16 protein-coding genes are annotated in these 18,384 nt (G+C 71.4%); 14 read left to right on the top strand and 2 right to left on the bottom strand.

Annotated features, from left to right (window positions below):
* Window positions 1-68: 68 nt before the first annotated feature.
* The 3 genes from ABGB21_RS17605 (at window position 69) to ABGB21_RS17615 (ending at window position 3,837) form a co-directional block, all read left to right on the top strand.
* Window positions 69-1,334 carry a deoxyguanosinetriphosphate triphosphohydrolase gene (locus tag ABGB21_RS17605; RefSeq protein ID WP_347654010.1) on the top strand — a complete coding sequence of 422 codons (1,266 nt, stop codon included), beginning with the start codon at window positions 69-71 and terminating at the stop codon, window positions 1,332-1,334.
* Window positions 1,335-1,524: 190 nt separating this feature from the next.
* Window positions 1,525-2,220: an SDR family oxidoreductase gene (locus tag ABGB21_RS17610; RefSeq protein WP_347678563.1), complete on the top strand. Its 696-nt coding sequence runs from the start codon at window positions 1,525-1,527 to the stop codon at window positions 2,218-2,220.
* Between the two features lie 9 nt (window positions 2,221-2,229).
* Window positions 2,230-3,837, top strand: coding sequence for an MFS transporter (locus tag ABGB21_RS17615; RefSeq protein WP_347654008.1), 1,608 nt, complete (start codon window positions 2,230-2,232; stop codon window positions 3,835-3,837).
* Window positions 3,838-3,946: 109 nt separating this feature from the next.
* Here the strand turns inward: ABGB21_RS17615 and ABGB21_RS17620 are convergent, their stop codons facing one another.
* Window positions 3,947-5,437 (bottom strand): cation:proton antiporter, encoded by a 1,491-nt coding sequence (locus ABGB21_RS17620; RefSeq protein ID WP_347654007.1) that lies wholly within the window; start codon window positions 5,435-5,437, stop codon window positions 3,947-3,949.
* Between the two features lie 6 nt (window positions 5,438-5,443).
* Window positions 5,444-5,728, bottom strand: a complete 285-nt coding sequence (locus tag ABGB21_RS17625; protein WP_347654005.1) for a potassium transporter TrkA — start codon at window positions 5,726-5,728, stop codon at window positions 5,444-5,446.
* Between the two features lie 108 nt (window positions 5,729-5,836).
* On the opposite strand from ABGB21_RS17625, the gene ABGB21_RS17630 reads away from it, so the two are divergent.
* The 11 genes from ABGB21_RS17630 (at window position 5,837) to ABGB21_RS17680 (ending at window position 18,341) form a co-directional block, all read left to right on the top strand.
* The gene (locus tag ABGB21_RS17630; RefSeq protein WP_347654003.1) at window positions 5,837-6,682 is read left to right on the top strand and encodes a siderophore-interacting protein; all 846 of its coding nucleotides are present in this window, start codon (window positions 5,837-5,839) and stop codon (window positions 6,680-6,682) included.
* A gap of 127 nt (window positions 6,683-6,809) precedes the next feature.
* On the top strand, window positions 6,810-8,696 hold the full coding sequence (gene dnaG, locus ABGB21_RS17635) for a DNA primase (protein ID WP_347654002.1): 1,887 nt from the start codon (window positions 6,810-6,812) through the stop codon (window positions 8,694-8,696).
* A 61-nt stretch (window positions 8,697-8,757) separates the two neighbouring features.
* The gene (locus ABGB21_RS17640; protein ID WP_347654150.1) at window positions 8,758-9,237 is read left to right on the top strand and encodes a hypothetical protein; all 480 of its coding nucleotides are present in this window, start codon (window positions 8,758-8,760) and stop codon (window positions 9,235-9,237) included.
* A gap of 83 nt (window positions 9,238-9,320) precedes the next feature.
* On the top strand, window positions 9,321-10,253 hold the full coding sequence (locus ABGB21_RS17645; RefSeq protein WP_347654000.1) for an ABC transporter ATP-binding protein: 933 nt from the start codon (window positions 9,321-9,323) through the stop codon (window positions 10,251-10,253).
* 1 nt (window position 10,254) lies between these two features.
* Entirely contained in the window at window positions 10,255-11,061 is an 807-nt protein-coding gene (locus ABGB21_RS17650; RefSeq protein WP_347653998.1) for an ABC transporter permease, read from the top strand.
* 94 nt (window positions 11,062-11,155) lie between these two features.
* Window positions 11,156-11,965, top strand: a complete 810-nt coding sequence (locus ABGB21_RS17655; protein WP_347653997.1) for an ABC transporter permease — start codon at window positions 11,156-11,158, stop codon at window positions 11,963-11,965.
* Window positions 11,966-12,121: 156 nt separating this feature from the next.
* Complete coding sequence (locus tag ABGB21_RS17660) at window positions 12,122-13,075, top strand: YihY/virulence factor BrkB family protein (protein WP_347653996.1); 954 nt, start codon at window positions 12,122-12,124, stop codon at window positions 13,073-13,075.
* A 164-nt stretch (window positions 13,076-13,239) separates the two neighbouring features.
* Window positions 13,240-14,424 (top strand): ROK family protein, encoded by a 1,185-nt coding sequence (locus ABGB21_RS17665; RefSeq protein WP_347653994.1) that lies wholly within the window; start codon window positions 13,240-13,242, stop codon window positions 14,422-14,424.
* 20 nt (window positions 14,425-14,444) lie between these two features.
* A complete protein-coding gene (locus ABGB21_RS17670) occupies window positions 14,445-15,989 on the top strand; it encodes a sugar ABC transporter ATP-binding protein (protein ID WP_347654149.1) in 1,545 nt (514 codons plus the stop codon).
* A 99-nt stretch (window positions 15,990-16,088) separates the two neighbouring features.
* A complete protein-coding gene (locus tag ABGB21_RS17675) occupies window positions 16,089-17,216 on the top strand; it encodes an ABC transporter permease (protein WP_347678565.1) in 1,128 nt (375 codons plus the stop codon).
* A 48-nt stretch (window positions 17,217-17,264) separates the two neighbouring features.
* Complete coding sequence (locus tag ABGB21_RS17680) at window positions 17,265-18,341, top strand: substrate-binding domain-containing protein (RefSeq protein WP_347653991.1); 1,077 nt, start codon at window positions 17,265-17,267, stop codon at window positions 18,339-18,341.
* The last annotated feature ends 43 nt before the right edge of the window (window positions 18,342-18,384 follow it).

Raw genomic sequence — 18,384 nt, forward strand, 5'->3', positions numbered from 1 at the left:
CGGCGGGCCGCTGGCGACGCCCGGTCCCGCGGTGTGCGGTGTGGTGCCAGCGGTCGCCGGCGGGGCCGGTGACGACGGTCGGCACGGTTCGGCAGGCCGCCCCGGACCCGGACGGTGACGCGGAACGCCGGGTGGCCGAGGCACCGAAGGACACCGGCTACGGACGCGGCCCGTACCAGCGGGACCGGGCCCGGGTCCTGCACTCGGCGGCGTTCCGGCGGCTCGCCGCCAAGACCCAGGTGCACACCGCCGGCACCGACGACTTCCTCCGCACCCGGCTCACCCACTCGTTGGAGGTCGCGCAGATCGCCCGCGAGATGGGCGGCCGGCTCGGCTGCGACCCGGACATCGTCGACGTGGCCGGACTCGCCCACGACCTCGGACACCCGCCGTTCGGACACAACGGCGAGGACGCGCTGGACGTACTGGCCGCCGACTGTGGCGGCTTCGAGGGCAACGCCCAGACGCTCCGGGTGCTGACCCGGCTGGAAGCCAAGGTGTACGGGCCGGACGGCGCCTCCGTCGGGCTCAACCTGACCCGGGCCGCGCTCGACGCCGTCTGCAAGTACCCCTGGCCCCGCCAGACCGGCCGACGCAAGTTCGGGGTGTACGCCGACGACCTGGACACCTTCGCCTGGCTGCGCCGGGGCGCCCCGGACGGCGAGACCCGCTGCCTGGAGGCCCAGGTGATGGACTGGGCCGACGACGTGGCGTACTCGGTGCACGACGTCGAGGACGGCATCCACGGCGGCTACCTGCGGCTGTCACCACTGCGGGCCGACCTCGACGAGCGGGCCGCGCTCTGCGCCGACGTCGCCGGGCGCTACTCGACCGAGTCCGCCGACTACCTGGCCGGGGTGCTGGCCGAGTTGCTCGACGACCCGCTGCTCGCCCCACTCGCCGACTACGACGGCAGCCATCGGGCGCTGGCCGCGCTCAAGGCGACCACCAGCGTGCTGACCGGGCGTTTCGTCGCCGCGGCGATCACCGCCACCGAGCAGCGGCACGGCACCGGCCCGCTGCGCCGGTACGCCGCCGAACTGGTGGTGCCCCGGCGGATCCGCGCCGAGTGCGCCCTGCTCAAGGGGATGGCGCTGCGGTACGTGATGCGGCGTCCCGGCGCCGAGAGCTGGTACACCCGGCAGCGAGAGATCCTGACCGAGCTGGTCGAGGCACTCTGCGTACGCGCGCCGGACGCACTCGACCCGGTCTTCGCGCCGCTCTGGAAGGCGGCACCGGACGACAGCGGCCGGCTGCGGGTGGTCGTCGACCAGGTCGCCTCGCTCACCGACCCGGCCGCGGTCACCTGGCACCAACGCCTCACCGCTGGCTGAGCCGCCCCGCCGGTCGCGCCGCGACCCGGACAGGTGTGGGGAGCAGCCCGTCTGGTACGGAAACGACAGGAAGGCGCCCTTCCTGCCGGCGGGGGCCGCGTCGATTGGCCGATCATGGCCGCACGGCCGCCCCGCAGGTGTAACCCTCCTTGATAGGACGGCGTCGTCGACAGGGAGCTGGAGTGTGCCCATGGATCCCAGGACATTCGTGGTGGACGGCGGGACCAGCGGCCTCGGCCTGGAGGTGGCCCGGATCCTCGCCGCCGACCACCGGGTGGTGATCATCGGCAACGTGGCCACGGAGGTCTCCCAGGCCCGGGACGAACTCGGCTGCGACGGCATCGTCTGCGACATCTCCGACCCGAACCAGGTCAGCGACACCCTGGCGGAGGTTGTCGGCCGGTACGGCCCGATCGACGGCCTGGCCCACTGTGCCGCGATGTGGGCCGGCGGGGCACTGGAGGACCTCGCCCCGGAGATGATCCGTCGGGCGATCGAGGTGAACGTACTCGGCACCGCGATCCTGCTCCGCGAGACGCTGATCCGGATGCGCGGGCAGGGGTACGGCAACGTCGTCTACGTCAGCGCGTTGGCCACCGACATCCCCCGGCCCGGGATCCCGCTCTACCGGGCGACGAAGAGCTTCGGCACCAGTCTGGTCGAGTCGCTGGCGGAAGCGCAGGGGACGAACAGCATCAAGGTCATGGAGATCCATCCCGGTCCGATGCACACCCGGCTCCAGGAACGGGTCGGCGCCGACTTCCTCGACACGATCTTCGCGCTGCCCGAGCAGGTGGCGACCGAGGTCGTACGGCTGCTCCTGCTCACCGCCGACGACCTCTACGTCTCCGGCCAGCGGGTGCTGCGCGCCGACGGACGGTGGTGACGCGCACCGATGGTCAGCGCCGGACCGGCCTCCGCCGAGCCGCCACCGTCAGCGCTCGCGCCGCTGAAGGTGGCGGCGTACCGGAACCTGTGGGTGGCGATGCTCGTCGCCAACATCGGCACCTGGATGCAGACCGTCGGCGCGCAGTGGCTGCTGATCGAGCAACCGAACGCCTCCACCCTGGTCTCCCTGGTGCAGACCGCGAGCATGCTGCCGATCCTGCTGCTCGCCCTGCCCGCCGGGGCGCTCGCCGACACCCTCGACCGGCGGCGGCTGCTGATCTCCGTACAGTTTTTTGTGGTCGGGGTCGGGGTGGCGCTCACCCTGCTCACCTCCACCGCCCGGATGCCACCGGCGCTGCTGCTCACCCTCACCTTCGCGTTCGGGGTCGGGCAGGCGCTGACCCTGCCGGCCTGGGCCGCGATCATCCCGGACCTGGTCCCCCGCACGCTGCTGCAGTCCGCCTCCGGGCTCGGCTCGATCAGCGTCAACGCGGCCCGCTCGGTCGGGCCGGCGGTGGCCGGTCTGCTGATCGCCTGGACCGGCGTACCGCTGGTCTTCGCCCTCAACACCCTGGCCTTCCTCTTCTTCGCGTTTGTCCTGATCCGCTGGCGGCCCGGCAAGGCCCGCTCGGTGGAGGTGCCCGAGCGGTTCACCGCCGCGCTGCGCGCCGGCGGCCGGTACGTCCGGCACTCGCCGATCGTGCAGCGGCTGCTGCTGCGGGCCCTGCTCTTCCTGATCCCCGGCAGCGCGCTCTGGGCACTGCTGCCACTGGTCGCCAACCAGGAACTCGGACTCGGCTCCGGCGGGTACGGCGTCCTGCTCGCGGCGCTCGGCGTCGGCGCGGTCATCGGCGGTCTGGTGCTGCCCTGGGTCCGGTCCCGGCTCTCCCCGAACAAGTTCCTGCTGATCGCCGGGGTGACGTACGGGATCGCCATGCTGGTCGTGGTGGCGGTCGAAATCGAGGCCGTGGTGCTGATCGCGCTGGTACCGGCCGGTCTGGCCTGGGTGACGGTGCTCTCCAACCTCAACGCCGAGATGCAGCTCTTCCTCCCCGGCTGGGTACGTGCCCGTGGCCTCGCCGTCTACCAGGTGGTCTTCGCCGGCGGTCAGGCGCTCGGCGCACTCGCCTGGGGTGTCGTCGCGGACACGACCAGCCTGGTGCTCGCCCACGTCGTCGCCGGCCTGCTCATGGTCGCGGGCGCCTTCACGGTCCGGATCTGGCCACTGCCCGACCTGCGGGCGGTCGAGAAGGACCCGGCCACGCACTGGCCGGAACTCGACCTGGTCGACGAGCCGGATCCGAGCGTCGGACCGGTCGTGGTGATCCTGACCTACACCGTGCGGGAGGAGGAACGCGAACGGTTCGTCTCGGCGATGGAGGACGTCCGGGCCGCCCGGCAACGGACCGGGGCGCTGCGCTGGGGCCTGTACCGGGCCGGCGAGACGGCGGACCGCTACCACGAGGTCTACGAACTGGCCTCCTGGGACGAGCACCTCCGGCAGCACGGCGGTCGGTTGACCAAGGCGGACCAGGCCGCCGAGCTGCGCGCGCTGCGACATGTGGAGGGCATACCGGAGGTGAGCCACCTGCTGCCCGCCGAAGCCGGCCCGTAACCGGGCCGGTGTCGTCGGTGTCGCCCGGGTGACCGGTTGGCGCGGCCCGGTGGTCCGGTTGGCGCGGCCCCGCGTTCCGGCGCCGGCCGGGACTGCCCCGCCCGCCGCGTCAGGACGACTCGACGCTCGGGCGGGGGCCGATCGGTTCCCGGACCAGGGAACCGTCGAGGTAGCAGTACCGCCAGTCCTCGTGCGGCTCGATGGACCGGATCAGCGGGTGTCCGGTCTCCTCGAAGTGCGCGGTCGCGTGCTTGTTCACCGAGTCGTCGCAGCAGGCGACCGTACCGCAGGTCAGACACATCCGCAGGTGGACCCAGTCGTCCCCGGACTCCACGCACTGCGGGCAGACGTCGGTGTCGGTCTCGGTGATCTGGATCCGGTCGAAGTGCGGGCAGGCGGTGCTCATCGTCTCCTCCCGGACGTACCGCCAGCGGTGCCGGAGCAGCTGGTCCGGGATGAACCGGGCCAGGTAGCGGGACTGCGCCGCGAGCATCGGGCTGAGTACCGCGAGGATCAGCACGTACAGCGCGACGAACGGCCCGATCCGGGAGTTCAGCCCGGCGCCGAGCGCCAGGGTGGCGAGGATCAGCGAGAACTCGCCCCGGCCGAGCACGGTCAGCCCGACGTTCGCCGCACCCCGCTGGTTGAAGCCGAACAGCGAGGCGGTGATCAGCCCGGAGCCGACGTTGACCACGAGGGTGATCAGCACCGCGATCGCCACCGGTACGGCCACCACGCCGAACGCGCCCACGTCGATACTCAGCCCGAAGGCGACGAAGAAGACCGCGGCGAAGACGTCCCGTAGCGGCAGGACCAGCCGTTCCACCCGTTCCCGTACGGCGGTGCGGGCGACCACCAGCCCGACCATCAGCGCGCCGATCGCGTCCGAGACGCCGACCTCGGCGGAGAGACCGGCGACCAGGACGACCAGGCCGAACATCAGGATCGCCAGCAGCTCGTCCTCGTGACTGCCGATCAGCCAGCCGATGGCCCGGGCACCGAACCGGGCCACCAGGACGAGCAGCACCAGGTAGCCGAAGCTCATGCCGATGTGCAGGGCGATGTCCGCCGGCGTGCTGGCCCCGGCCAGGATGGGGGAGAGCAGTGCCAGGTAGAAGGCGAGGAACAGATCCTCGATCACGATGATGCCGAGGATGATCGGGGTTTCGGCGTTCGCCAGCCGACGCAGCTCGATCAGCAGTTTGGTGGCGATCGCCGACGACGAGATGCCCAACGCGCCGGCGACCACGAACGCTTCCCGGCTGCCCCAGCCGAGGGCGAACCCGAATCCGAGGCCGGCACCGACGTTGAGCCCGATGGAGCAGGCGGCGGCGATGAAGAGCCGTCGCCCGCTGCCGAAGACCTGCTGGACCGGGAACTCGACGCCGAGGTTGAACAGCAGCAGGACCAGCCCGACGGAGGCGAGCAGGGCGAGGTCCTCGGGATGGGCGACCAGGACCGGCCCGGGGGTGGCCGGGCCGAGCAGGATGCCGGTGAGCATGTAGAAGGGGACACTGGGCAGGCCCACCCGTCGTCCGGCACGGGCCAGCAGTCCGGCGACCAGGACGAGGGCGCCGAAGCCGATGAGATCAGCGTGCACGGCGGCTCAGGCGAAGAAGGTGCCGGAGAGAACGGCGCCGACCTTGCGGGCCTGTTCCTCGGTGAGGTCGATGACCGCGGCCGGCTCGTCCGAGCGGTTGTTGAAGACGTAGAGGTCCCGCGCGCCGTCCCGACGTACCACGATCGAGATCCGGTCGTCGCTGTGCCCGAGGTCGATGTCGAACCGCTTGCCGATGCCCGGCAACTCCTGTACGCGTACGCCCTGGCCCATGACCTCTCCCCAGAAGCTGATCGTCCCACCGTCCCGGACGTGGTGGTCCGTGGCAGTCACAGCCTAGCCGTGCCGGTGTGCGGCGGAAGAGGTCGTCCGGACGGTGGGTACGGGTGACCTCGGCCTCTCCGGGCGACGATCGGCGGTCGATCAGGTTAGCCTAAGCTAATGCCGGAGGGTAGGAGTGGGGCTCGGGTCAGGTACGCCACGGTACTGCGGACCAGCTGGATCACGCCACACATGATCCGGGTGGTCCTGGGTGGGGACGGACTCGACGGATTCACCGCCGACAGCTACACCGACCACTACGTCAAGCTGCTCTTCCCGCCGCCGGGCGTGCACTACCCGCAGCCGTGCGACCTCGACCTCATCCGTCGTGAGCTGCCCCGGCACCAGTGGCCCCGCCTGCGGACGTACACCGTCCGGGCCTGGGATCCGGCGGTCCGGGAACTGACCCTGGACTTCGTGTACCACGGCGACGAGGGCCTCGCCGGCCCGTGGGCGGCCCGCGCCCGCCCCGGCGACCAGGTGATGTTCCGTGGCCCGGGCGGCGGCTACGCCCCGAGCCCGGCCGCCGACTGGCACCTGCTGGTCGGGGACGAGAGCGCCCTGCCGGCGATCGGTGTGGCCCTGGAGCGGCTGCCCCGTGACGCGCCGGCCCGGGTTTTTGTCGAGGTCGCCGACCGGGCCGAGGAGCAGGAGCTGACCACCGCCGGGGCGGTCGAGATCGTCTGGGTGCACCGGGGCCGACGTACGGTCGGCGAAGCCCTGGTCGAGGCGGTCCGGTCGATGGACCCGCCGGCCGGCGCCGTGCACGCCTTCGTGCACGGCGAGGCGCAGTTCGTCCGGGAACTGCGTCGACTGCTCCGGGTCGACCTGCGGGTGCCGCCGGAGATGCTCTCCATCTCCGGTTACTGGCGGCGGGGTCACGACGACGAGGGCTGGCGGGCGGTCAAGGCCGACTGGAACCGCCGACTGGCGGAGGAGGAGGCGGCGGTACTCGCCGTCCGGTGACGCCCGACCGGTCACCGCGGATGGCCGGTCCGTGAACAGATGGCGACCGCCCGGCCCCTCCGGCGGGTACCCCTTCGGCGGAGAGATCTTCCGGGCAGGGCAGGATGTACGCCCGAGGGGGTGGACGATGGCTGGGCGGATCCGGGACGAGGACATCGCGCTGGTCCGGGAGCGCACCTCGATCGCCGACATCATCTCCGAGACGGTGACGCTGAAGTCCGCGGGTGGCGGCAACCTGAAGGGGCTGTGCCCGTTCCACGACGAGAAGACCCCGTCGTTCACCGTGGCACCTGCCCGAAATGTCTATTTTTGTCATGGGTGCGGAGCTGGCGGCGACGCCATCAAGTTCCTGATGGACGCCGAGCACCTGAGCTTCATCGAGTCGGTCGAACGACTCGCCGACCGGGCCAACATCCAGCTCCGGTACCTCGAGGCCGGCCCGGTGCCGGTCCGCCCCCAGCAGGGCCAGCGGCAGCGGCTGGTGGCCGCGCACGCCGCCGCCGCCGAGTTCTACGCCGACCAGCTCGGCACCGCTGGCGCCCGGCCGGCCCGCGAGTTCCTCGCCCAGCGCGGCTTCGACCGGACGGCGGCGCAGACGTACGGCTGCGGGTTCGCCCCGGACGCCTGGGACGCGTTGACGAAGCACCTGCGGCAGAAGGGCTTCACCGCGCAGGAGATGATCACTGCCGGGCTGGCCCGGCAGGCGCGGTCGGGTTCGCTGATCGACCGGTTCCGGCGTCGGCTGCTCTGGCCGATCAAGGACCTGACCGGTGACGTGATCGGCTTCGGCGCCCGGAAGCTGTTCGACGACGACGACGGCCCGAAGTACCTGAACACCCCCGAGACGCCGATCTACAAGAAGTCGCATGTGCTCTACGGCATCTCACAGGCCAAGCGGGAGATCGCCCGGCAGGGGCGGGCGGTGATCGTCGAGGGCTACACCGACGTGATGGCCTGTCACCTGGCCGGGGTGCCGACCGCGGTGGCAACCTGTGGCACCGCGTTCGGCGCCGACCACATCGGCGTACTGCGCCGGCTGCTGATGGACACCGACGCGGTGGCCGGCGAGATCATCTTCACCTTCGACGGGGACGCCGCCGGGCAGAAGGCGGCGCTGCGGGCCTTCGAGGAGGACCAGCGGTTCGTCGGTCGTACCTTCATCGCGGTCAGCCCGGACAACATGGACCCGTGTGACCTGCGGCTGGCCAAGGGGGACCTGGCGGTGCGTGACCTGGTCGCCCGCCGCGAGCCGCTGGTCGACTTCGCGCTGCGTCAGGTGCTCAACCGGTACGACCTGGACACCGTCGACGGCCGGGTGGAGGCGATGCGCCGGGCGGCCCCGCTGGTGGCCAAGCTCAAGGACCGGGAGAAGCGCCCCGAGTACGTCCGCAAGCTCGCCGGCGACCTCGGGATGGAGATCGAGCCGGTGCAGCGGGCGGTCCGCAACGCGGAGAACGAGCTGCGCAACGCCCCGGCGGCACCGGCCCGGGGTGACCGGCCGGGCCCGCCGGCCCGGCCCGCCGCGCCCGCGCCGGTGGTGGACAACCCGCAGGTCATGGTGGAACGCGAGGCGTTGAAGCTGGCCCTGCAGGTGCCGGTACTGGCCGGTCCGATGTTCGACGCGCTCGCACCCGAGGTCTACCAGCACCCGGTGCACCAGGTGGTCCGGGCGGCGGTGGAGACGGCCGGTGGGGCGGCGGCCGCGACCGGCGGCGCGGTCTGGATCGAGGCGGTCCGGGACGCCTGCGCCGACCTGGCCGCGGTGGCACTGGTCAGCGAACTCGCCGTCGAACCGCTGCGGATCGACACCGAACCCGATCCCCGGTACGTCTCGATCACCCTCGCCCGGCTGGAGTGGGGTGCGGTGACGGCCCGGATCCGGGACCTGAAGTCGAAGGTGCAGCGGATCAACCCGGCGGCGAACAAGGACGAGTACTTCGCGCTCTTCGGCGAGCTGCTCTCCCTCGAACAGCACGCGCGGGCCCTGCGTGAGCAGGCGATGGGGGGTCTGTAGACCGGTGGTGTTCAACCTGTTCTCCCGGGGTCGGCGGTTGCCGGCCGACCGGCGGCCGGCGTTGGACCGCGACGAGCGGGTCCTCGACTGGGCCCGGGTCGGTGACGGCGCGGAGTCGGTGGTGGTCACCGACCGGGGGCTGTGGCTGCCGGGCGGCGTCGGCCGGCTCGGCTGGCACGACATCCACAAGGCGGTCTGGTCCGGTCGGGAGCTGTCGGTCACCCCGGCGGAGCCGGCCGGGGAGCGGGTCGACTACCGGGTGCAGGCCGACGGGCAGGTGCGGACGTACCTGCTGCTCGATCCGGGCCAGGTGCCGCACCAGGTACGGACCCGGGTGACCCGTTCGGTGGCGTACACCACGCACCACCGGCTGCCGGACGGCGGCGGCGTGCGGGTGGTGGCCCGTCGGGTGCCCGGCGTCGACGGCCTGACCTGGACGGTCCGCTACGACCCCGGCACGTCGACCGAGGATCCGGCGGTGGTCGAGGCGACCGACCAGTTGGTGGCGGCGGCCCGGGCCGAGGCCACGCCCGACGTCTGAGCCGGTCGGCGCAGACCCGGCACGCGGGCCGGTCGGCGGGAAACTCGGTGGGCCGTGTCGCAGGTCCGGGCTAGGGTCGGGCCGTGGCGAACGACGGGGTGCTGATCCAGGCACGTGGGCTGGTCAAACGGTTCGGCGACTTCGTCGCCGTCGACGGGATCGACGTCGACGTACGGGCCGGTGAGGCGTTCGGGTTCCTGGGGCCGAACGGTGCCGGCAAGAGTTCGACCATGCGGATGGTCGGTTGTGTCTCCCCGCCGACCAGCGGCGAGTTGCGGATCATGGGGATGGACCCGCGCCGGGATGGCCCACGGATCAGAGCCCGGCTCGGCGTCTGTCCGCAGCTGGACAACCTCGACCCCGAGCTCACCGTCCAGGAGAACCTGACGACGTACGCCCGCTACTTCGGCATCCCGCGTCGGGTGGCCCGGGAGCGGGCGGCCGAACTCCTGCAGTTCGTGCAGCTGGCGGAGCGGGCCGGCAGCAAGGTGGAACCGCTCTCCGGCGGGATGAAGCGTCGGCTGACCATCGCCCGGGCGCTGGTCAACGAGCCCGACATCGTGCTGCTCGACGAGCCGACGACCGGGCTGGACCCGCAGGCCCGGCACCTGGTCTGGGAGCGGCTGTTCCGGTTGAAGCAGCAGGGTGTCACGCTGGTCCTGACCACCCACTACATGGACGAGGCCGAGCAGCTCTGTGACCGGCTGGTGGTGATGGACGGGGGCCGGATCGTCGCCGAGGGCTCGCCGCGCGCGCTGATCGAGCGCTACTCCACCCGGGAGGTGGTGGAGCTGCGGTTCGCCGGCGAGTCGCAGGAGAGTTTCGCCGGGAAGCTGGCCGGGATCGGGGAGCGGACCGAGGTGCTGCCGGACCGGATCCTGCTCTACGTGACCGACGGCGACGCGGCGGTGGCCGAGGTGCACGCCCGGGCGCTCAACCCGGCCAGTGTGCTGGTCCGGCGCAGCAGCCTGGAGGACGTCTTCCTGCACCTGACCGGCCGGACGTTGGTGGACTGAGATGGCGGTGCTGGCGGAGAACCGGGTGGAGCGGGCCGGGCTGGTGGGACGTTTTCCGGCGCTCGCGGTCTTCGAGTACGGACTCGTCTCCTACCGACGGACCTGGCGGGCGGGCGCCTTCTCGTCGTTCCTGCTGCCGTTGTTGACCATGCTCGGCTTCGGGCTCGGCGTCGGGGCGTACGTCGACTCCGGGGTGGGCGGCGTTTCGTATCTCGACTTCATCGTGCCCGGCCTGATCGCCTCGACGGCGTTGCAGGTGGCGGTCGGTGAGTCGACCTGGCCGGTGCTGGGCAACTTCGAGTGGATCAAGATCTACTTCGCGCAGGCGGCGAGCCCGTTGCGGGTGGGCGACATCCTCGCCGGCCACCTCGCCTTCGTGCTGTTCCGGGTGCTCACCAGCAGTCTGGCGTTCCTGCTGGTCGCGGCCTTGTTCGGCACGCTGCACTCGCCGTGGGCGCTGGCCGTGCCGCTGCTGGTGCTGTTGATCGGGCTGTCGATCTCGACCCCGGTCTTCGCCTACAGCGCCTCGGTCCGTAGCGACAGCTATCTGGCGCTGCTGTTCCGGTTCGCGGTGATCCCGATGACCCTCTTCGCCGGGGTCTTCTTCCCGGTCGAGTCGCTGCCGCTGGTGCTGCGCTGGCTGGCGTACGTCTCGCCGCTGTGGCACGGCGTCGACCTGTGTCGGGCCGCCGCCCTCGGGGTCGCCCCGGAGTGGTCGGTCCCGGGTCACCTGCTCTATCTGGCCGCCTGGGCGGTGGCGGGCTGGCTGCTGGCCCGGGCCCGGTTCCGTCGCCGCCTGGTGGTCTGACCCGCCGTGGGCCGGCTGCCGTCGTAATACCCCGGCTGCCGCCGGCCCGGTCCGTCGCCCGCGTGCGCCCGTCCGTGACGTAAGGAGAGGTTCCGTGGTCAGTTTCGTCCTGCCCCGGTTGGTCGGTTTCGCGGGTCCGGCCCGCCGGGCGGTCTCGGTGGCCGAGCGGAACGTCGCCGCCCTCAAGTCCGCGTACTGGATCGTGCTGATCTCCGGCTTCTTCGAGCCGATGCTCTACCTGCTCTCCATCGGCGTCGGAGTGGGTGCACTGGTCGGTGACCTGACGCTGCCGGGCGGCACGGTGGTGTCGTACGCGGCGTTCGTGGCGCCGGCGATGCTGGCCGCCTCGGCGATGAGCGGCGCGCTGGCCGAAACGACCTTCAACTTCTTCGGCAAGATGAAGTACATGAAGCTGTACGACGGGATCCTGGCGACCCCCGTGCAGCCGTTCGAGATCGCCCTCGGTGAGCTGGGTTGGGCGATGCTGCGCGGCACGCTCTACAGCGCGGTCTTCCTCGCCGTGATGGTCTGGATGGACCTGACCAGCGCGGTACGGGCCCTGGTGGCGCTTCCGGCGGCGGTGCTGGTCGGCTTCGCGTTCGGCGCGCTCGGCATGGCGATCTCCACGTTCATGCGCAGCTGGCAGGACTTCGACCTGCTCGGGTCGGCCCAGTTCACCCTCTTCCTCTTCTCCGGCACCTTCGTACCGGCGGCGGCCTATCCGGCGGTGCTGCGCTGGGTGGTCGAGGCCAGCCCCCTCTACCGGGCGGTGGACCTGATCCGGGGCGTCACCGTCGCCGGCGTGGGCTGGAGCCAGTTGGTGGATCTGCTCTACCTGTTCGGGGTGCTGGTGTTGGGCCTGGTCGTCGCCGGTCGGCGGATGGGTCGGTTGCTCACCAGGTGACGGCCGGCCAGCCCGGTGGGCCCGGCGTGACCTTTCGGCGTATCCCGGCGCCGACCGACCAACGGACCCCGGTATGCCGACTACCTTCGGTAGTCGACAGGTGGCCGCGCGGCTGGCGTCGGGTCACCGGACGGGGCGACCGAGGAGGGCCGGGGCGTGGCCGACGGGCGACAGGCCGAACGTCCGGGGCGGCTCTCCCGGGCCGCCTGGGCTGGGGTGCTGCGGCGGACCCTGCGTGAGGCCCAGGCGGACAACATCACCGACTGGGCGGCGGCGCTGACCTACTACGGGGTGCTGGCGCTCTTTCCCGCGCTGCTGGTGCTGGTCTCGGTGCTGGGGCTGATCGGTGACAGCGCGGTACGCGGGGTGCAGAACGTGATCCGGGACGTGGTCCCGGCGCAGTCGGCCCGGGACATCCTGCTGACCGGGGTGAGTCAGGTGCAGGGCAGTGCCGGCACCGCCGGCCTGGTGGCGATCCTCGGCCTGCTCGGGGCGTACTGGACGGCGTCGGGGTATGTCGGCGCGTTCATGCGGGCGGCGAACGCGATCTACGACGTGCCGGAGGGCCGGCCGCTGGTCAGGACCCTGGCGTTCCGGCTCGGGACCACCGCGTTGGTCGGGCTGATGGTGCTGGTCAGCCTGGTGCTGCTGGTGTTCAGTGGCAAGCTCTCCGAGCAGGTCGGCCGGCGGCTCGGGGTCGGCTCGGCCGGCGTGACCGCCTGGGACGTCGCCAAGTGGCCGGTCCTGCTGGTGCTGGTCAGCCTGATCTTCGCGGTGCTCTACTGGGCGACGCCGAACGCCCGGCAACGCTTCCGGTGGATCAGTCCCGGTGGCCTGTTCGCGGTGCTCGCCTGGGCGGTCGTCTCCACCGGCTTCGCGTTCTACGTGGCCAACTTCGGCTCCTACAACAAGACGTACGGCTCACTGGCCGGGGTGATCGTCTTCCTGATCTGGCTGTGGCTGTCGAACGTGGCGATCCTGCTCGGCGCGGAGCTGAGTGCCGAGCTGGAGCGGGAGCGGACCATCCGGATGGGTGGGTCGGGGGAGCGGGAGCCGTACGTGTCGCTGCGGGACGACCGGAAGCTTCGGAAGCGGCGTCACGATCGGTGATCAAACGCTTTCCAAGATCATAAACTAACTTTCGTCTGTATGGACAAAAGTTGTCGTCAACTTGGCTGAATCCCTGGACAGTCGATCCGGAAGACTCCTACTGTGTCGAGCACAACGCACTCGCGTTGCCAGACCGTGAACCGAGTCCGACGGAGGTGACCGCGGTGCGCGGATCCGAAGCCCTGCACCTCCGGCTGCTCCGGCTGCTGCGCGACGAGGGTGCGATCTCCCGGGCGGAACTCGCCGACCGACTGCAGATGCCCCGGCCCCGGCTCCTCGCCGAACTGGAACGACTCGTCGCCCTCGGTTACGTCGCGGAGGCGGGACTCGCCGCCTCCCGGGGCGGCCGGCGGTCCACCCTGGTGGAACTCAGCCCGCACCTGCGGTTCGCCGCCGTCGACCTGGGCGCCAGTTCGATCGACGTCGAGGTGGTCAACGGCCGGCTCGAGACGATCGCGGTGTACGCCGAGGCCGCCGACATCCGTACCGGGCCCAAGGTGATCCTGCACCGGGTCAACGACCTGCTGCACAAGGCGAAGGTCGACGGGGCGTACGAGCGGCTGCACGCGGTCGGGATCGGCGTACCCGGGCCGGTGAGCTTCCGGGACGGCACCCCGGTGTCGCCGCCGATCATGCCCGGCTGGGACCGCTTCCCGGTCCGCGAACTGCTCACCCGCGAGCACGGCTGCCCGGCGGTGGTGGACAACGACGTCAACATCATGGCGATCGGCGAGCGGCACGGCGGGGTGGCGCACTCGGTCGACGACTTCCTGTTCGTGAAGATCGGCACCGGCATCGGCTGCGGCATCTACCTCTCCGGCGAGGTCTACCGGGGCAACGACGGCTGCGCCGGCGACATCGGCCACATCCAGGTCGACGCGCACGGCCCGGTCTGCTCGTGCGGCAACGTCGGCTGCCTGGAGGCGCTGTTCAGCGGAGCCGCTCTGGCCCGGGAGGCGACGGCGGCGGCCCGCAGCGGCGTCTCCCAGGCCCTCGCCGAGCGGCTCGCCGCGAGCCCGACCGACTCGGTCACCGCCCTCGACGTCGCGCAGGGCGCGAGCGAGGGGGACGTGACCTGCATCCGGCTCATCCGGGACGGCGGACGGCAGGTCGGCGGCGTGCTCGCCGGACTCGTCAGCTTCGCCAACCCCTCGATGATCGTGATCGGCGGCGGGTTGGCCCAGCTCGGCCACATCCTGCTCGCCGAGATCCGCAGTGTGGTCTACCGACGGTCACTGCCGCTGGCCACCGGAAACCTGCCGGTGGTCCTCTCCGAACTCGGCCCGAGGGCGGGCGTCGCCGGCGCGGCCGTACTCGCCACCGACGTCGCCTTCGCGGAGGCGTCGTGACCGACCGGAACGAGGAGGCCATGACCGAGGACACGACAGCGGAGCCGGGCGAGGTTGTCCTGCGGCTCACCGACGTGGTGAAGACCTTCCCCGGCGTACGGGCACTGGACGGCGTGCAGCTGGAGGTGCGGGCCGGCGAGGTGCACTGCCTGCTGGGGCAGAACGGTGCCGGCAAGTCGACCCTGATCAAGGTCCTTTCCGGGGCGCACCGGCCCGACTCGGGCCAGGTCGAGTGGCTCGGGCAGCCGGTCACCTTCGCCAACCCGCAGGCCGCGATGCGGGCCGGGATCGCCACCATCTACCAGGAACTCGACCTGGTCGAGGACCTGTCGGTGGCGGAGAACGCCTTCCTCGGCCACGAGCCGCGCCGGCTCGGCTTCGTCCGGCGCGGCGGGATGGCCCGACGTACCCGGGAGATCCTGGGCCGGCTCGGACATCCGGAGATCCCACCCCGGCGGATGGTGCGGTCCCTGCCGGCCGCCGGCAAGCAGGTGGTCAGCATGGCCCGGGCACTGTCCCACGAGGCGCGGCTGATCATCATGGACGAGCCGAGCGCGGTGCTCGCGCACGACGAGGTGGGGAACCTGTTCCGGATCATCCGGGAACTGACCGCGCAGGGCATCGCGGTCATCTACATCTCGCACCGGCTGGAGGAGATCCGCGAGATCGGCGACCGGGTCACCGTACTCAAGGACGGCCGGACCACGGCGGCGAACCTGCCGGCCCGGACCACCCCGACCCGCGACCTGGTCAGCCGGATGACCGGCCGGTCCATCGAGTACGTCTTCCCGGAGCGGACCCCCGGCGACAAGCCGGGGGAGGATCTGCTCCAGGTCCTCCGGCTGAGCCGGGAGGGCGAGTTCGCCGACGTCTCGCTGACCGTGCGCGCCGGCGAGGTCGTCGGCATCGCCGGCCTGGTCGGCTCCGGGCGCTCCGAACTCCTGGAAACAATCTTCGGCGCCCGGCGGGCGGACGCCGGCACGGTCACGGTCGGCGGCCGGAACCTGCGCGCCGGCAGTGTCAGCGCCGCGGTCCGGGCCGGGCTCGGCCTGGCGCCCGAGGAGCGCAAGAGCCAGGCGCTGCTGCTCGGCGAGCCGATCTACCGCAACGTCACGCTCGCCACCTTCACCCGCTGGGCCCGGTTCGGCTTCACCAACGCCGGCCGGGAGCGGGGCGAGGCGGCGGCCATCGCCGACCGGCTCGAACTGCGGCCCCGGGACGTGCACCGTCCGGTCCGGACACTCTCCGGCGGCAACCAGCAGAAGGTCGTGGTCGGACGCTGGCTGCTCGGGGACACCCGGCTGCTGCTGCTCGACGAACCGACCCGGGGCGTCGACGTCGGCGCCCGGGCGGAGCTGTACCAGGTGATCCGGGCACTGGCCGACGAGGGGGTCGGCGTGCTGCTGGTCTCCAGCGAGGTGCCGGAGGTGCTCGGTCTGGCCGACCGCGTCCTGGTGATGCGGGAGGGCCGGGTCGTGCACGAGGCGCCGGCCGGCGACCTCGACGAGGACAGGGTGCTCGACCTCGTGATGGCGGGGTCGTTGATGGAGGGCGCACCAGCATGAGGGCAGCGTGGGAGTCGTCCGGGGTGACGGCGTGAACGGGCGGACGGGTCGGCTCGACCGCACGCCCCGGTACGTCGGCGAGCGAAGCGAGGAGGCGGCATGAGCGAGCGTACGGAAACCGCCGCGCCGGCGACGGTGCCGGCCCAGTCGGCGCCGGTCTCGCCGGCGCCGACCGGGAGCGTCGACTCCGGGGCCCGGAAGGGTCCCGGCCCGGTGAGCTGGCTGAGCTGGTGGCGCGGTGAGGCCGGCGAGTCGGCCCGGCGCAACCTGGCCCTGATCGGGGTGCTGGTGGTGCTGATCGTCATCGGGATGATCACCCGCCCCGACCTCTACGGCGACCTGGGCTGGGTCGGCGGCAACATGATGACCATCCTGAAACTGGCCTCGGCGGTCGGCGTGGTGACCGTCGGGATGACCTTCGTGATCATCGGTGGTGGCATCGACCTCTCGGTCGGCGCGATCATCGCGTTGGCCGGGGTCTGGTCGACAACCGTCGCCACCCAACAGTTCGGCGCGGGCGGAATGATCTTCACGGCGGTTGTCGTGGGTACCTGCGTCGGCCTGGTCAACGGCCTGCTGATCTCGTACGGCCGGCTGGTGCCGTTCATCGCCACCCTGGCGATGCTGGTCGCGGCCCGGGGTCTGGCCGCCGAGATCTCCGACAAGCAGACCCAGGTCTCCACCAACCAGACCATCAACGGCATCGCCAGCGAGAGTGTGCTCGGGATCCCGGTGCTGGTCATCATCCTCGTCGCGGTCGTCGCGGCCGGCTGGGTGCTGCTCAACCGCACCACCTTCGGCCGCCGTACGGTCGCGGTCGGCGGCAACCCCGAGGCGGCCCGGCTGGCCGGCATCAACGTACGCGTGCACACCGTGCTGCTCTACACGCTTTCCGGCCTCTGCTGCGGCATCGGCGCGGTGATGCTGACCGCCCAGGCGAACTCGGCCCAGGCGGCGATGGCGAACCTCTACGAACTCGACGCGATCGCCGCGGCGATCATCGGTGGGACCCTGCTCAGCGGTGGCCGGGGAAGTGTCGTCGGCGCCCTGCTGGGTGTGGTCATCTTCGCCACCATCACCAACCTGTTCGCGCTCAACGACCTCTCCCCCGAGGCCCAGAACATGGTCAAGGGCGGCATCATCGTCGCCGCCGTACTGGTCCAGCAGTTCCGGTTCAAGTCCCTCACCCAGTTCTTCGCCCGTAACCGGCTCAGTTCGACGAGCTGATCCGTCCCCCACCCACCCCCACCGCAACACTGATAACAGGAGGTCGTCATGACCCAGCACGATCCGCTCCGGCCCGTGCGCGACCTGTCCCGTCGCCGACTGCTCCTCGGCGGGGCCGCCGTCGGCGCCGGCGCCCTGCTCACCGCCTGCACCAGCAACGAAACCGGCCCGACCGGGAACGAGCAGGTGAAGGAGGCCGACGCCGGGGCCAACCCGAACGCCTCCCCGGGCAAGCGGGTGGTCATCGGCTTCTCCGCCCCGGCCGCCGACCACGGCTGGCTCGCCGCCATCACCCGCAACGCCGAGGCGCAGGCGAAGGTCTACTCCGACGTCGAGTTCCGCACCGTCCAGGCCGGCGCCGACGCCGCCGCCCAGCGGGCCGCGCTGAGCACCCTGATCTCGCAGAAGCCCGACGTGATCGTGATGCTGCCGCACGACGGCAAGGAGCTGAACGCCGCCGGTCTGGAGGCGATGAAGGCCGGTGTCCCGGTGGTCAACCTCGACCGGGCGTTCCCGGACGCGCTGGCCTACCGGTTGCAGATCAAGGGCGACAACTACGGCATGGGCGTGGCCGCCGGCCGCTACATCGGCGAGCAGATGAAGGCGAAGGGGATCGCCAACCCGATCATCGGCGAGATCGCCGGCATGGACGAACTCGAGCTGACCCAGGAGCGGTCCGCCGGCTTCGCCGCCGAACTGGCGGTGTACGGCTTCAAGGTGAAGAACCGGCGGGCCGCCCGGTTCACCGCCGACACGGGCCAGGTCGAGGCGTCCCAGCTGCTGCGGGCGGAGCCGAAGCTGGACGCGGTCTGGAACCACGACGACGACCAGGGCATCGGCGTGCTCGCCGCGATCCAGCAGGCGAACCGGTCCGAGTTCATCATGGTCGGCGGCGCCGGCTCCAAGGCCGCCATCGACGCGATCGCCGCCGACAACAGCGTGCTGAAGGCGACCGTCACCTACAGCCCGTCCATGGCCTCGTCGGCCATCTCGCTGGCCCGGCTCATCGGCCAGGGTCGCGGCATGTCCGACCTGGTCGAACTGCAGGTCCCGAAGGAGATCACGTTGGCTTCGGAGACCATCACCAAGGAGAACGCGAGCGCGTACAGCAAGCTCGGGTTCTGATACACCGGGGGGAGACCCACCTTGTCCAGGGAAGAAAAGGAAC

The organism is Plantactinospora sp. B24E8 (genome assembly GCF_039871735.1).
Classification (GTDB): Bacteria; Actinomycetota; Actinomycetes; order Mycobacteriales; family Micromonosporaceae; genus Plantactinospora.

Excerpts from the sequence above, each read along its gene's own strand:
- ABGB21_RS17630 (WP_347654003.1), top strand. The coding sequence starts at position 5,837 with ATGCCGGAGGGTAGGAGTGGGGCTCGGGTCAGGTACGCCACGGTACTG.
- ABGB21_RS17615 (WP_347654008.1), top strand. The coding sequence starts at position 2,230 with ATGGTCAGCGCCGGACCGGCCTCCGCCGAGCCGCCACCGTCAGCGCTC.
- dnaG (WP_347654002.1), top strand. The coding sequence starts at position 6,810 with ATGGCTGGGCGGATCCGGGACGAGGACATCGCGCTGGTCCGGGAGCGC.
- ABGB21_RS17610 (WP_347678563.1), top strand. The coding sequence starts at position 1,525 with ATGGATCCCAGGACATTCGTGGTGGACGGCGGGACCAGCGGCCTCGGC.
- ABGB21_RS17670 (WP_347654149.1), top strand. The coding sequence starts at position 14,445 with ATGACCGAGGACACGACAGCGGAGCCGGGCGAGGTTGTCCTGCGGCTC.
- ABGB21_RS17650 (WP_347653998.1), top strand. The coding sequence starts at position 10,255 with ATGGCGGTGCTGGCGGAGAACCGGGTGGAGCGGGCCGGGCTGGTGGGA.
- ABGB21_RS17675 (WP_347678565.1), top strand. The coding sequence starts at position 16,089 with ATGAGCGAGCGTACGGAAACCGCCGCGCCGGCGACGGTGCCGGCCCAG.
- ABGB21_RS17680 (WP_347653991.1), top strand. The coding sequence starts at position 17,265 with ATGACCCAGCACGATCCGCTCCGGCCCGTGCGCGACCTGTCCCGTCGC.